Origin of the sequence: Bacillus sp. ISL-51 (assembly GCF_018613535.1) — a bacterium.
In the GTDB taxonomy this organism is placed as follows: Bacteria; Bacillota; Bacilli; order Bacillales; family Bacillaceae; genus Bacillus.
Genome location: NZ_JAGGQB010000015.1, coordinates 45,162 through 58,626, shown reverse-complemented (window position 1 = coordinate 58,626; position 13,465 = coordinate 45,162). Strand labels below are relative to the sequence as shown.

Sequence of the window (13,465 nt, the reverse complement as noted above, 5' to 3'; positions counted from 1 at the left end):
CTTTATGTAAGATTGAATAAAAATAAATTCAAGGTCATAGGACCCAGTACAAATTATATCGCACTTTTTTTTACCCTGCTACGGCATAAAGTATTCCCTTCTATATTTTGTGGTCTTTTGAACTTAAAATAAATTTATCAAACATTTTTGATTTTGTATATCCATTTATCTTTCAGATCAAGCTGAAGATAAGGAGCTGATCAGATGAAAAGAAAAGCTGCGGTATGTACAGGCTTATTTTGTTCCATCATCGCAGGAACATTCATAGCGGACGGATTGCACAAAGGACGGCATCAAATGGGAGCCGATGACTGGGAGGGGTTTTTTCTCGATTCGGAATACGCGCATGACAGATTAAGCGCAGCCGAATCGTTGAGGGAGCCATTTCAGCCGCGGGAATATATGAGGATCGTCAAAAGATAAAAAGAGTTCCGGCGCAGGGGGCGCGGAACTCTTTTCTGATGCCTTTTCAGCGTTTCCCCTTAATGTAAGGGATGCCGTTTGCTTTAGGCGCATCCGCGCGGCCGATAAATCCGGCGAGCGCGAGAATGGTTAAGATATAAGGAGCCATCAGCATATACACATTCGGTATGTCTTTGAAAAGGGGCAAAAGCGAACCGATGATGCTTAGGCTTTGCGCAAATCCGAAAAACAGCGCCGCCCCAAGCGCGCCGATCGGATGCCATTTGCCGAAGACAAGCGCGGCAAGCGCGATAAAGCCTTGGCCGGAAATGGTGGAATGAGTGAAATCGAGCGCAATGGTGGAAGCATATACACCGCCGCCGAGACCGCCGAACAGTCCGCTGATCATGACGCCGATATAGCGCATTTTAAACACGTTTACACCCATCGTGTCAGCTGCCATCGGGTGTTCCCCGACCGAACGGATGCGAAGCCCGAACGGCGTTTTGAATAAAATGAACCAAGAAATAAAGGCCAGAACGATAGCTAAGATTGACGTGTAATACACATCAGAAAAGAAAATCTTTCCCAACACCGGAATGTCACTCAAACCGGGAATATTTGTTTTATAAAAGGGCTCGGGTATTTTATCAGTCTGCGCTTTTCCGTATATGAGCTTGACGATAAACAGCGTTGCGCCTAATGCAAGCATATTAATGGCCACACCGGTTACAGTCTGATCAGCACGGAAGGAAACGGCAGCGGCCGCGTGAATCAGCGAGAACAGACCGCCCGCAATCATCGCTGCAATTAAGGCGAGCCACGGTGTCGCGGACCCGAGCTGATGTCCGAGAAATAAGTTAAACAGGACACTTGTAAAGGCGCCGATAATCATAAGTCCTTCCAAGCCGATGTTGACAACGCCCGATCTTTCAGAAAACACGCCGCCGAGAGCGGTTAAAATAAGCGGGGCAGCGTATACGAGTGTTGCCGGGACAATTATGGATAAGATCTGCAGAAAGTCCACTTATTTCGCCCCCTTTTTCTTCAATTTATCAAGCACGAGACGGATGGCATAGCTTGATGCTACAAATAAAATAATAATGGCAATCACGATATCAACGACTTCTGAAGGCACGCCTGATTCAATCGGCATATTTAACGCGCCGACTTTAAGGCCGCCAAGCAGACAAGCCGCTAGCACTGCGCCGATGGCTGTATTGCCGCCGAGAAGGGCGACCGCGATTCCGTCGAAGCCGACGCCGGTAAAGGCGCCCTTAACCGCCGCGTATTGAAAGGTGCCGAGTCCTTCCATCGCACCGGCAAGTCCGGCGAAAGCGCCTGAAATCAGCATGGAGTACATCATATTTTTTCTGACGCTCATTCCGGCGTACTGTGCGGCATGCTGGTTAAAGCCGACTGCGCGGAATTCAAATCCGCTTCTTGTCTTATGAATGATAAACCACATGACGACAGCCATAAAAAGAGCGATCAGAATGCCCCAGTGAAGGCGGGAGTAATCTGTCAGCTGCTCTAAAAATGGCGAGCGGAGAGAGGCGCTTTCATGGATTTTGGCCGTTTTGTCCCGGTGGTCCGTCATGACATCAGAGATGAGATAATTGGTTAAATGAAGAGCGATATAATTCATCATGATGGTGACAATCACTTCATGGACAAAAAACCGGGCTTTTAAAAATCCGGGAATCAATCCCCAAAGCCCGCCCGCAGCGGCTGCTGCTAATAAAGCAAGCGGAAGGTGGACATAAGCCGGGGCGTCAAAGGAAGTGCCGACCCAAACGGCGGCGGTCCAGCCGACAAGCAGCTGTCCTTCAACACCGATATTGAACAGACCCGTCCGAAAGGCGAACGCCACCGCCAAACCGGACAAAATATAAGGTGTAATCTGCCGTACCGTTTCCCCTATGTAATACACTTCACCGAAGATGCCGTTCCAGAGAGCCGAATATCCGCTGATGACATTGTAGCCGCTGGCGAGCATGATGACGGCTCCCGCCGCTAAACCAAGAATGATCGCAATCAGCGGAACAGCCAGATGAGAAAGTCGATTAATCATGTGTGTTCCCCGCTTCCCTTTGCTTACTTCCCGCCATTAAAAGTCCGAGCTCCTGCTCGTTTGTTTCCAGCGGATTAACGTTTGCGATGATGCTGCCTTCAAAAATGACGGCGATTCTGTCGCTTACATTCATAATTTCATCAAGCTCAAACGATAGCAGCAGCACCGCTTTGCCGTCGTCCCGCTGCTCAATCAGCTTTTTGTGGACGAATTCAATCGCGCCGACATCCAGTCCCCGGGTCGGCTGAGCTGCGATTAAAAGATCGGGGTTTCTGTCCACTTCCCGGCCGATAATGGCCTTTTGCTGGTTTCCTCCCGACAGCGCCCGCGCAGGCGTAAATTCATCAGGGGTTCTGACATCGTATTCTTCAATCAGGCTGCGGGCTTTGTCATAGATGGCATGGCTGTTTAATATGCCGAAAGAAGAGTAGGGCTTTTGGTAGTAACTTTGCAGCACGATATTTTCACCGATCGGAAAATCAAGAACAAGCCCGTGTTTATGGCGGTCCTGGGGAATATGCCCGATGCCTGATTCGGTGACTTTTCGCGGCGGCAGGTTTTGCAAAGGCTTGCCGTTTAACGTGATCGTGCCCGAATGTGTTTTTCTGAGGCCGGTAATGGCTTCAATGAGTTCAGACTGTCCGTTTCCGTCAACGCCCGCAATGCCGACAATTTCACCGGCTCTGACAGAGAGGGACAGCTGTTTGACCGCCTCAACCCCGCGTGCGTCCTTGACAGTGACTTGAGAAAGCGAGAGTACTTCTTTTTTCGGGTCAGCCGCTTTTTTGTCCGTTTTAAATGAAACCTCCCGTCCGACCATCAGGCTCGCCAGCTCATCTTTATCCGTATTCGCCACATCCAGCGTCTGAATGCCTTTTCCTTTGCGGATGATGGTCACCCGGTCGCACACTTCCATAATTTCTTTTAATTTGTGGGTGATGAGAATAATAGATTTCCCTTCATTGACCAGGTTTTTCATAATTTGAATGAGTTCTTGAATTTCATGCGGAGTCAGCACCGCGGTCGGTTCGTCAAAAATGAGAATCTCGGCGCCCCGATAGAGGGTTTTTAAAATCTCAGCTCGCTGCTGCATGCCGACAGAGATATCGGCGACTTTGGCATCCGGATCAATTTGCAGCCCGTAACGGCCGGAAATCTCACGCACATCTTGGGCGGCGCGCTGTTTATCAATTCTGCCGAGCTTTTTCGGTTCTTTGCCGAGAATAATATTTTCAGAGACGGTAAAGGTGTCAACAAGCATAAAATGCTGATGCACCATGCCGATGCCGAGGTCATTGGCTTTGTTCGGGCTGTTAATGTGAACGCGTTCGCCCCGCACGCGGATCTCGCCCTTTTCAGGCTGATACAGGCCGAACAGGACATTCATGAGAGTGGATTTACCCGCGCCGTTTTCGCCAAGCAGGGCGTGAATTTCGCCTTTTTTCACTTGGAGAGTAATGTTATCGTTGGCGACGATACCGGGAAATTCTTTGCGTATATTGAGCATTTCAATTATATATTCCACCGATTTGACCGCTCCTTTATAGAGATGCTTTGTGAGAAAGAGTCTGGCAAAAGAAAAGCTGCAAGAGCTGCAGCTTTTCCTTCACCGCTCTTTTAAGAAAGAGGGGGCAAGAACCCCCTGATCCTTACTCAGCTTTGAAGGTTTTTAATACTTTATCAGTTGAAGGGATGTTAAGCCCGTCTGTGATTTTTTTCTTCCAATCATTCACTGCCTTGATGACATCGTCAGACAGATTTTCCTTGTGGTCGGAGATGCCGACAGCATCTTGATCCAAACCGTATGTTAACGTTTTTCCGCCGGGGAATTTGCCGCTGCTTGCTTTTTTCGTCAAGTCTTCAACGGCCGTGTCCACCTTTTTAACCATTGATGTCAGAGTGACGTTGTCTTTTGTTCCTTCGACTTGGCCTTCCGCGTACTGGTCTTTATCAACTCCGATGACCCACACGCTCCGTTTAGGGTCTTCTTTTTTAAGGTTCTTCGCTTCAGTGAAGACGCCTGTTCCCGTTGCGCCGGCCGCGTGATAAATCACGTCAACGCCGGATTTGTACATGCTTTCAGCCGTAGCCTTACCGACGTCTGCTTTGTCAAATCCTCCCGCGTATTTCACTTCGACTGTCGCATTCGGCTTTGCAGCTTGTACACCCGCGCGGAAGCCGATTTCAAATTTTTTGATTAATTCAGACTCCATTCCGCCTACAAAGCCGACTTTTCCCGTTTTGCTCGATAAAGCGGCCGCCACTCCGACGAGGAATGAACCCTCCTGCTCTTTAAAGGTAAGGCTCGCTACGTTGTCTTTTTTGACAATGGCGTCAATGATCGCAAAATTCGTGTCTTTGCGCTGATCAGCAATTTCGCCGATTGAATCTTGCATTAAGTAGCCGACGCCGTAAATCAGGTCAAAGTGCTCGCGCGCTAATTTATTTAAGTTCGTTGTATAATCTGCATCTGATTTTGATTGAAGGTAGTCATAACCGCTTTTGCCTTTTTCAAGTCCGTTGTCTTTTCCGAACGCCTGAATGCCTTCCCAAGCCGACTGGTTAAATGATTTGTCATCGACGCCGCCGATGTCAGTAACCATCCCGACGGTAAATGTTTTGTCACCGCCTGAGCCGTTTGCTTTGTCGCTTGAGCCGCATGCGCTTAATATGGTTCCGGCTGCCGCAATGAGCGCCATCGCCATTCCGATTTTGCGTTTTTTCAAAGATATAACCCCCCTGTAAAATATGGCTGATGCTGAGTCTGCCCGACCTATGCCCCCGAACCGGGATGCAGAATCGAAAAAACTTTCTGATAATAATGATGAGACTTTTCTCTTTTTCCCGCTGCCGCGAGTGCTCTCATTAAGGTTCGGGACTTATGGCTTATCCGAAAAGATCAGCTAACCAATCATAATTTATCATTTTACCCGCCATAAATAAATAGAAATTTGCTATTTTTTAAAAAATATCAATTTTATGAACCGCCTTCCTCAGCTGGATAAAAAATAGGCGATGAAGATCAGTCATTATTCTTATATAGCATATAAAAGGGAGGTCTCAAGCCTTTTGTCACACGATATGACAGTAAAAAAGCACTGTTCCCATTTGAACAGTGCTTTGGATATTAAAAATATTGCTTTATGCTGCTGACATTGCCGGTATTGATATTGTATTGAAAAACGGGTCTGCCGATCGTGCCGTAGGCCATTTCTACGTTCAGCACTTGAATGTCTTCGAGAAACTTCAGGTACTTTCGGATGGACACTTGGGAAATTTCTGTATGTTTGGCGAGATCCTCAGTGGTAAAGGAGCTGTCGCCGAATGATTCTATGCTCGCCCAAATGAGTTTCAGCGTGCTCTTTGTCAATCCCTTCGGAAGATGAACTTTTTCTGTCGCTTCTTTCTTTTGGAACAGCTCCGCATCCAATTCCTTCTGTGTCATGCTTCTGTGTGACTGATACACCTTTTGCTTCCGTCTGTAGTCGGAAAGGGCGGTCTGGAAGCGGTCAAATTCAAACGGCTTGATTAAATAATCGACGGCGCCGTACCGAAGGGTCTTTTTGATGACATCAAGCTCGCTTGCCGCCGAAATGACGATGACATCAACCGATTCGTTCTGCTTGCGGATTTCAGTCAAAAGCTCCAGTCCGTTTTTCCCCGGCATGTAAATATCAAGAAGTATCAGATCGATATGATGCTCGCCTAAAACATGCAGCGCGCTTTGAAAGGATGAGGCGATGCCTTTCAACTGGAAGCCTTCGATTTGGCTGAGATAGCGTTTATTTAATTCACCCACCATGGGGTCGTCTTCAACTATGAGTACATTAATCATCATTTTCCTCCTTCGGTTCATACGGAATGCGAAGACTGAAAGTAGTTCCTTCATTCTTTTCACTTGTCACAATCATATGGCCTTTTAAATTTTCTGCGCTTTGCTGGGTAAAATAAAGACCGAACCCCCGGTTTATTCCTTTTGTGGAATAACCTTGTTCGAAAATGTGGGCTTGATCCTCAGCGGACATTCCGGCCCCCGTATCCGTAATGTCAATATCAAGCTGACGTTCTTGGAACCGCATTGAAAACGTAATGTTTTTCTTCGGCATCTGCGCCACTGCGTCAAGGGCGTTGTTTAAAAGATTTCCGATAATCGTAATGAGCTCGTGAATGACGGCGGGATCTGCCGCATTCGGTATAATACCGTTCAGCTGAATGTCCAGATCGGCGCCCTGTTCGCGTATGTAGCTTTGTTTTCCTAAGAGAAAGCCTGCAAGAACCGGGCTTTTGACGTCATTTATAATTTCGCTTGTTTCTGTCTTCTGCTGAATCGCGATGTCTTTAATATAAGTACCGAGATCGTCATATTCTTTTAACTGCACGAGGCCTAAAATGACATGAAGCTTATTCATGAATTCGTGTGACTGGGCCCTTAAGGCGTTTGCATACATTTTAACACCCGAAAGCTGTTCTGCTAAATGCTTGACCTCCGTTTTGTCTCTGAAGGTGGCGATCGCTCCGACAGTTTGTCCTTTAAGATGGATGGGGACCTCATTAAAGACCAGTTCCAGTCCGTTAATACGGATATCCCTGTCCTGAAGCGGTTTTTTCGTTTCAATGACCTGCTTCAGCCGGCTTTTCGGCAAAATATCGTTCACATCTTGATCGACCGGATTAGTCGGAATACCCATTTTAATAAACAAACGCTTTGCTTCGGCATTGGCAAGCTTAATTTTTCCATGCGCGTCAACCGCCAGGATGCCTTCTTTTGTCGATTCGAGCATAGCGCTCCGTTCCTCAAGCAGGGTGGCGATTTCATAAGGCTCCAGCCCGTACATAATGTTTTTGACGGTGCGGGCGACAATAACGGCTCCCAGGATGCCGACAAAAATACTGACGCAGATAATGAAGTAGAGCGGTCTTAAACTCTGACTGACAACTTCTTGTATTTTATTCAGAGAAATACCGACGGAAACGACCCCGACCTGTTTTTTATCTTTCCCGTAAACCGGAACGAACGCTCTCATTGATTTGCCGAGAGTTCCTGCCGCTGTGCTCGTATGGACGTGTCCGCGGATCGCGGGCTCTTCATCTCCGCCCGTGAATTGTTTTCCGATTTTATTCGGATTGGGGTGGGTGAGGCGAATGCGATTCATATCCATCACGACAACAAATTCGGTTCCTGTCGTATGCTGGACGTCTAATGTAAAATTCTCCAGCTCTTTAAGCCCTTTTTTTGTCTCTAATGATCGTGCGACGCTGGGTGTTTCAGCAACCAATTGCGCGGTTCTTAAAGCGGTCGCTCGTTCTTCTTCCTTCACGCGGTTTGCGGTCTGGACGCTGATGGTGAAAAAAGTGATACAAAGTGCAATGAGGACGACAATGCAGACGAATATCGTTAATCTGGTTTGCAGTTTTAAAGTTTTTTTCATAACAGCCTTCCTTACGTTTATCATTCCCGCGTTCTACTTTACTCCGAAAAAGCCGGTTTGTGAAGATCGGGCGCTTATTTCGTAAAAGTGAGGAAAAATGGAATATTTTATCTTGTCAATGTGTTTTAAGTCCTCCATAATAAGTGAGGTAGATTACAGAAAGGGACTTTTTATATGAAAAATACTTATTGGACGGGGTATTTTCCTCTCGTCGCGATTCTGCTTTTTAGTTCGTCATTATCCATTTCTACTTCGCTTTATGCCATGAAGCTGCTTCAAACGCTCGGCATGTATCAGGGAATGCTTGATTATTTCTCTGAGAAAGGGATCAGACTGGCGCTTTTCGCAGCGTTCGCCCTTGTATATTTTATGGTTTTTTCCGCTTTAAAGCTGATTGCAAACACTGTGACAGAGCTGTCTCTTTTGTTTTTCACAAATGACCCTGAAGGGGATAATTTGAAAAAAATCAGATTAGGCTCTTTAATTTATGTAGGCGGAGGAATTCTTTCCTTTGCGCTTGTACAAAATGTTTTTTGGATTGCGGCGCTTTTTGCAGCCGTCACTCTTGTGTATTTGATTTTTATGGTATATAGAATCTATGCAACACTCTCCATCGTCTCTTTAATCGGATTTATCTTGCTGGAGATCTTGTTTTGGTTTACCTTTGTTATCGGTATTTTGTACATCTTTATCAAGCTTTATAATAGCATAATGGCTAGCTTACCTGTGTAAGCTAGCCATTTTTGCGTTAAGACAGAAATCTGTTTTTGATGTCAGGGGAGGGGAGCATGCATGCTTCCCTTTTTCCGAACCATTTGTAACGGCTGCGGGCAATGACAGAATACACCATATCCCTGAGGGGACGGGGCACTGCGAAAAAAACCGCTGACAGCCGCCAGGCTCCGCGCAAATGGCGGGAGACTTTTAATACGGCTGCTGATTTCCTGTAGATTTGCCCGTTTTCTATAAAGACCATGCTGTCAAAATGCTCTGTTGGAAGTCCTTGTGATGCCAGAAGCTCCTGAGCGGTATCTGATTGCAGTGAAGCAAATGAGATCAGACCGTCCGGGTCGCGTTTAATGATGAATTGAACGGCGCCGTTGCATAGGTTGCAGACGCCGTCAAACAAAAGCACGCGGTTCGGAAGATGAGCTGGTTTCAAGGCAGATCCCCTCCGTTTTTTAATAGGCTGCTTGCAGCGTATTTTTCCAGATGGAAAGCTGTGGGCTGGCATCATGTAGATATTCAACGCTTGACGGCGTATCCTTGCCGACCCATACCCCCATCGTATATGAATCCGTCAGACCGACGAACCACATATCGTGATAATCATTTGATGTACCTGATTTTCCGCCGACATACGGGGCTTTAAAGTTCGCTTTTTTTCCTGTTCCGCTTTTGACGACGGCGGACATCATTTTCTTGATCTGCATGTTGGTGCGCACGCTGAAAATTTGTGTTGGCTGGTCTTTCCATTTCAAAATCGTTTTTCCTTTTAAATCGGTCACTTTAGTAATCGCGTGACTCGGCGTATAGCTGCCGCTGCTGCCGAATGTCGTGTACGCATTTGTCATTTCGAGCGGCGTCATGCCGTTCGTAAACCCGCCGAGCGCTGCCGGCAGACGGTAATCCGCGCTGACAAGCTTAGCGAAATGAAACGGTTCAAGATAGCTGAAAGCCTTATTGACGCCCACACGGTCCATGATTCTGATGGCCGGTGTGTTATACGAGTATTTAAACGCCGTTTCTAAGCTTACCGTGCCGTACGTGCGGTTGTTGTAGTTTTGCGGGCAATAATCTTTGCTGCAAAACTTGCTCGCGTCAATCGTGCTGCCCGCCGTGGCGCCTGTTTGTTCAATGTAAGGCCCGTAATCAAGGAGCGGCTTAATCGATGAACCCGGCTGTCTGTAGGCCTGATAAGCGCGGTTGAAATCATATTTATGATAATCTTTACCGCCTGAGAGGGCGATGATTTGGTGCGTTTGGTGATTAATCACGGCCGCTCCGCCCTGTACGCCTGCATATGGAAGATTTTGATTCATTTGCGCAACGACTTGATTTTGCATGTATGGATTAAGCGCCGTATAAATCTTCACTCCGTCTTTTAACAGCGTGCTGACTCTTGCAGAAAGCTCATTCTGTATTTTTTGTTTGGCTTTTCCGGATGCTTTCGCCAGCCGTTTATCATAGCCTTCAGATGAAGAGACGAGCTGTGTGAATTCATCATTTACATAGGAAACATAGTCCGGATATTTATTTGTTTTTTCGTTAATATCGAGTGTAATGTGTTCATTTTTGGCTTTTTTCAGCTGTTTGCCGGAAATAACCCCTGCCTGTTTTAACCCGTTAAGCAAGCGGACTTGTCGTTTTTTCGTGTAGTCAAAATGCTTGAGAGGATCATATAATGTAGGGTTATTAGGGATTGCGCAAATAAAAGCCATTTCTCCCAGAGTGAGAGATTTCAGCGGCTTGCTGAAATAAAATTGGGCCGCCGAGCCGACGCCGTATACTCCGTTATTAAAATAAATCGTATTTAAGTAGCCTTCTAAAATCTCATCTTTGCTATACTTCTTCTCCAGCTGATAGGAATAGGCAAGCTCCGTCAGTTTGCGGCTGAAGGTGCGTTCATGGCTCAAATACACATTCCTTGCCAGCTGCTGGGTGATGGTGCTGGCGCCCTGGTCAATTTTGTGATCCTTGAAATTGGACGCGGCAGCCCTGACCATTCCCATAAAGTCAAACCCTTTGTGCTCATAGAAATGACGGTCTTCAGAGGTTAAAAACAGCTGTTTAACCTCATTTGGGATGTTTCGAAAGGGCACGATGACGCGGTTCTCGTGATCACTGACAATTTCAGAAACAAGACTTCCGTCTCTGTCATACATGTAACTGTTTTGAACCAGGCTGATATCTTTTAAATCAATATGTTTATCAAGCACCTGATCCAAAGGCTTGATTTCTTTTACCTCTTTGCCGGAAGCAATAACTGTAAATGCAAACAACGGGATAATGCCAAGCAGCAAAATCCATCCGATTATTTTACGTACCATGGTCACTCTCTTTTCTCCTAATTTCTAGCCATATCGTATCATTCTTTTGAGTGTACGAGAAGGTTAAATTTAGAAGATTCCTCAATTGCGAAGAGATCAGCCTGCATTTGCCGCTGACTCCTTTTGCATTCGCTCCGTCAGCCATAAAAGGCCGGCGCCCGCTAAAAAGAGAAACGCCGTGACGTAAAAGGCGGCCGATATGGAGAAACTGCTCGATACGACGCCGCCAAGCAGAGGGCCGAGCACATTTCCGAGAAAACGAAAGCTGACGTTGTAGCCGAGGACCTCTCCTTGAATGCTGCCGGGAGCCTGAACGCGGATGGAAGCCGTAATACAAGGAAGCGTGCCGCCCATCACCAGGCCGAAGAGAAACCTGAACACAAGAAGCATGGAAAGGGAGGAGGCAAGCGCCTGCGGAATGAAAAACACGGCCGCGGCCGTCAAAAGCACAATTAAAATACGGCGGTGGCCGAAGCGGTCACCCAAGTCTCCCCATTTTCGCGCCAGCAATAAACTCCCAAGTCCGGTGGCTGAAAACGCCATGCCGGAGAAAAAGGCTAAATTCACAGGCCCGTGCAGCTCATTTACATATAAAGCGAGCAGCGGCTGGATGCTGAAATTGCCGGTTTGCACGAGCATGGTCAGCACCATCATCACCAAAAGCGCGGGCTGGTGAAAAATGTAGGAGAGCACCTGCTTACGTGAATATGTTTTCTGTTTATCCTTTTTCTCGCCGAGCGGCTGTTCGTTTACCTTAAATAAGACGAGAAGCACGGATGAAAAAATCACAAATGACGTAATAAAAAAAGTATACGTAAAGCCGAAGCTGTCAGCGAGCAATCCGCCTAAAAGCGGTCCGAATAAAGTTCCCGATACCTGCCCCATCTGCAGGGTGCCGAGTGTTTTCCCCGCAGTCTGTTTCGGTGTCTGCGCGGAAATCATAGCAAGCGAGGTCGGAATAAACCCGGTCACTAGGCCCATGAGCATCCGAAGGAAAAACAGCTGATGAACCGAGGTCACAAACCCCATCAGTAAAATGCTGACGGCAATTCCGGTCCCGGTAATCAGAAGGATTTTTTTGTAGCCGCGTTTATCGCCGAACCGCCCCCAAAACGGGGAAACGATAAATGCCATTAAAAACGTGACGCCGAACACATAACCGCTCCATCTCTGCACATACCCGCCGGGGTGGGGGCTGATTGTTTCAATATATAAAGAAAGAAACGGAACAATCATCGTCGTGCTGGCGGAAACAAAAAAGTTCGCGAGCCAAATGATGACGAAGTTTTTCTTGCGGACAGAAATAACATCACCTTCTTTACTTTTCGTGTGTCTAATTAAAGTATATAGATTTGTATTTTCAATGTTAATATAGGAAAATTCATTATTTTTAGAAAAAGGAGAAAGTTTCAGAAGAGTAATTGATATACTATCATAAAATATCATTTTTGATCGGAGGAAAGGCAGGTGTAAAAAGTGGATCAGCGCGGTTTACTTATTATTGATTTCGAATTTACAATGCCGGACGGCAAATACAGTCCGCAAAATTTCTTCCCGGAAATTATTGAGGCGGGGATTGTCAAAACGGTAAATGATGAAGTGGCTGAAACGTTTTCAAGTTATATTAAACCGAAAAAATTTCCGAAGCTGACGAAGCGATGCAAAACCTTTTTAAACATCAGCCAAAAGGAAGTCGACAGCGGGATTACATTTGAAGAATTCATCCGCAAATTGAATGAGCTTGATCCTGAGAAAAATTGTACCATTGTGACCTGGGGCAATATGGATATGAAAGTACTGAAGCAAAACTGCATGTTTAACCATATTCCCTTTCCGTTTAAAGGCGAACTTCGGGATTTGTCCCTTGAATATAAAAACTTTTTCGGCGACAGGACGCTGACGGGCCTGTGGAAAGCAGCCGAGGAGTATGGCGATAAGGGAACGGGCACGCATCATAAAGCGCTGGACGACGCTCGGACCACATACAAGTTATTTAAGCTTGTCGAACGGGATAAACAATACCTTGAAAAGCCGAAGCCTCCGACAATCGGCGATCGTGTTGACTTGACTGAGCTGTTTCGCCGGGCCACATAAAAAAACCCAATCAGGCTGACTGGGTTACGGTCTTTTGAAATATTCACTCTCCAGTGCGGCCAAATTGGCTAGCGAACGCTTCGCCCACTCCGAATCGTCTTTTGTGAGCTGATCTTTCAGCCGGGCAGCCGCTTCCTTCAATGATGCCGTATAATCCGGCACCTCGCCGTCAAACGGTTTGACCATCTGATGCGGTATGTTTGTCTGCTCACCGAATGCGAGCGCTCTTCTTTCATGGAAAAAAGGAACGTCCGCCTGCTTCGGATGATGGAGATCTCCTTGAGCGGGATGCGTCAGTACAGCTTTGATTTTCACTAAATAGTGATTAGGCCTGACGTCTGTCACTTCTCCTATGTATGCTCCTGTTTTATAAAATCCTTTTACGATTGTGCCGATTTCAAACGAATGCATAGCCC

General features: G+C 46.6%; 13 protein-coding genes. 3 read left to right on the top strand and 10 right to left on the bottom strand.

All coding sequences use genetic code 11. The features are described from left to right. Positions 1–204: 204 nt before the first annotated feature. On the top strand, positions 205–423 hold the full coding sequence (locus J7E26_RS16970) for a hypothetical protein (protein ID WP_214803510.1): 219 nt from the start codon (positions 205–207) through the stop codon (positions 421–423). A 46-nt stretch (positions 424–469) separates the two neighbouring features. On the opposite strand, the gene J7E26_RS16965 is transcribed toward J7E26_RS16970, so the two are convergent. From J7E26_RS16965 to malK, 6 genes are all read right to left on the bottom strand, one after another. Then, the gene (locus J7E26_RS16965; protein WP_214803512.1) at positions 470–1,429 is read right to left on the bottom strand and encodes an ABC transporter permease; all 960 of its coding nucleotides are present in this window, start codon (positions 1,427–1,429) and stop codon (positions 470–472) included. Next, positions 1,430–2,476, bottom strand: coding sequence for an ABC transporter permease (locus J7E26_RS16960; RefSeq protein ID WP_214803515.1), 1,047 nt, complete (start codon positions 2,474–2,476; stop codon positions 1,430–1,432). Beyond that, a complete protein-coding gene (locus J7E26_RS16955; protein ID WP_214803518.1) occupies positions 2,469–4,001 on the bottom strand; it encodes an ABC transporter ATP-binding protein in 1,533 nt (510 codons plus the stop codon). The genes J7E26_RS16960 and J7E26_RS16955 overlap by 8 nt, the downstream gene beginning before the upstream one ends. Positions 4,002–4,125: 124 nt before the next feature. Beyond that, on the bottom strand, positions 4,126–5,202 hold the full coding sequence (locus J7E26_RS16950) for a BMP family lipoprotein (RefSeq protein WP_214803521.1): 1,077 nt from the start codon (positions 5,200–5,202) through the stop codon (positions 4,126–4,128). A 401-nt stretch (positions 5,203–5,603) separates the two neighbouring features. Beyond that, a complete protein-coding gene (locus tag J7E26_RS16945; protein ID WP_214803524.1) occupies positions 5,604–6,311 on the bottom strand; it encodes a response regulator in 708 nt (235 codons plus the stop codon). Continuing rightward, positions 6,304–7,905, bottom strand: a complete 1,602-nt coding sequence (gene malK, locus J7E26_RS16940) for a malate sensor histidine kinase MalK (protein WP_214803527.1) — start codon at positions 7,903–7,905, stop codon at positions 6,304–6,306. Before malK ends, J7E26_RS16945 begins: the two co-directional genes overlap by 8 nt. Before the next feature lie 174 nt (positions 7,906–8,079). On the opposite strand from malK, the gene J7E26_RS16935 reads away from it, so the two are divergent. Next, the gene (locus J7E26_RS16935; RefSeq protein ID WP_214803530.1) at positions 8,080–8,637 is read left to right on the top strand and encodes a YufK family protein; all 558 of its coding nucleotides are present in this window, start codon (positions 8,080–8,082) and stop codon (positions 8,635–8,637) included. Positions 8,638–8,653: 16 nt separating this feature from the next. On the opposite strand, the gene J7E26_RS16930 is transcribed toward J7E26_RS16935, so the two are convergent. From J7E26_RS16930 to J7E26_RS16920, 3 genes are all read right to left on the bottom strand, one after another. Then, positions 8,654–9,067 carry a thiol-disulfide oxidoreductase DCC family protein gene (locus tag J7E26_RS16930; protein WP_251034673.1) on the bottom strand — a complete coding sequence of 138 codons (414 nt, stop codon included), beginning with the start codon at positions 9,065–9,067 and terminating at the stop codon, positions 8,654–8,656. A 19-nt stretch (positions 9,068–9,086) separates the two neighbouring features. Continuing rightward, positions 9,087–10,961 (bottom strand): transglycosylase domain-containing protein, encoded by a 1,875-nt coding sequence (locus J7E26_RS16925; RefSeq protein WP_214803532.1) that lies wholly within the window; start codon positions 10,959–10,961, stop codon positions 9,087–9,089. Positions 10,962–11,051: 90 nt separating this feature from the next. Beyond that, positions 11,052–12,320 (bottom strand): MFS transporter, encoded by a 1,269-nt coding sequence (locus J7E26_RS16920; protein WP_311379926.1) that lies wholly within the window; start codon positions 12,318–12,320, stop codon positions 11,052–11,054. A gap of 153 nt (positions 12,321–12,473) precedes the next feature. Here J7E26_RS16920 and kapD point away from each other — a divergent pair, with 153 nt between their 5' ends. Next, entirely contained in the window at positions 12,474–13,049 is a 576-nt protein-coding gene (gene kapD, locus J7E26_RS16915) for a 3'-5' exonuclease KapD (protein WP_251034686.1), read from the top strand. Positions 13,050–13,073: 24 nt separating this feature from the next. Here kapD and kapB read toward each other — a convergent pair whose 3' ends face one another. After that, the gene (gene kapB / locus J7E26_RS16910) at positions 13,074–13,460 is read right to left on the bottom strand and encodes a kinase-associated lipoprotein KapB (protein WP_214803537.1); all 387 of its coding nucleotides are present in this window, start codon (positions 13,458–13,460) and stop codon (positions 13,074–13,076) included. Positions 13,461–13,465: the final 5 nt, after the last annotated feature.

What these genes read in the sequence shown, in the direction of transcription:
- kapB (WP_214803537.1), bottom strand. Translation starts at nt 13,460, where the DNA reads ATGCATTCGTTTGAAATCGGCACAATCGTAAAAGGATTTTATAAAACA.
- kapD (WP_251034686.1), top strand. Translation starts at nt 12,474, where the DNA reads ATGCCGGACGGCAAATACAGTCCGCAAAATTTCTTCCCGGAAATTATT.
- J7E26_RS16945 (WP_214803524.1), bottom strand. Translation starts at nt 6,311, where the DNA reads ATGATTAATGTACTCATAGTTGAAGACGACCCCATGGTGGGTGAATTA.
- J7E26_RS16935 (WP_214803530.1), top strand. Translation starts at nt 8,080, where the DNA reads ATGAAAAATACTTATTGGACGGGGTATTTTCCTCTCGTCGCGATTCTG.
- J7E26_RS16960 (WP_214803515.1), bottom strand. Translation starts at nt 2,476, where the DNA reads ATGATTAATCGACTTTCTCATCTGGCTGTTCCGCTGATTGCGATCATT.
- J7E26_RS16970 (WP_214803510.1), top strand. Translation starts at nt 205, where the DNA reads ATGAAAAGAAAAGCTGCGGTATGTACAGGCTTATTTTGTTCCATCATC.
- malK (WP_214803527.1), bottom strand. Translation starts at nt 7,905, where the DNA reads ATGAAAAAAACTTTAAAACTGCAAACCAGATTAACGATATTCGTCTGC.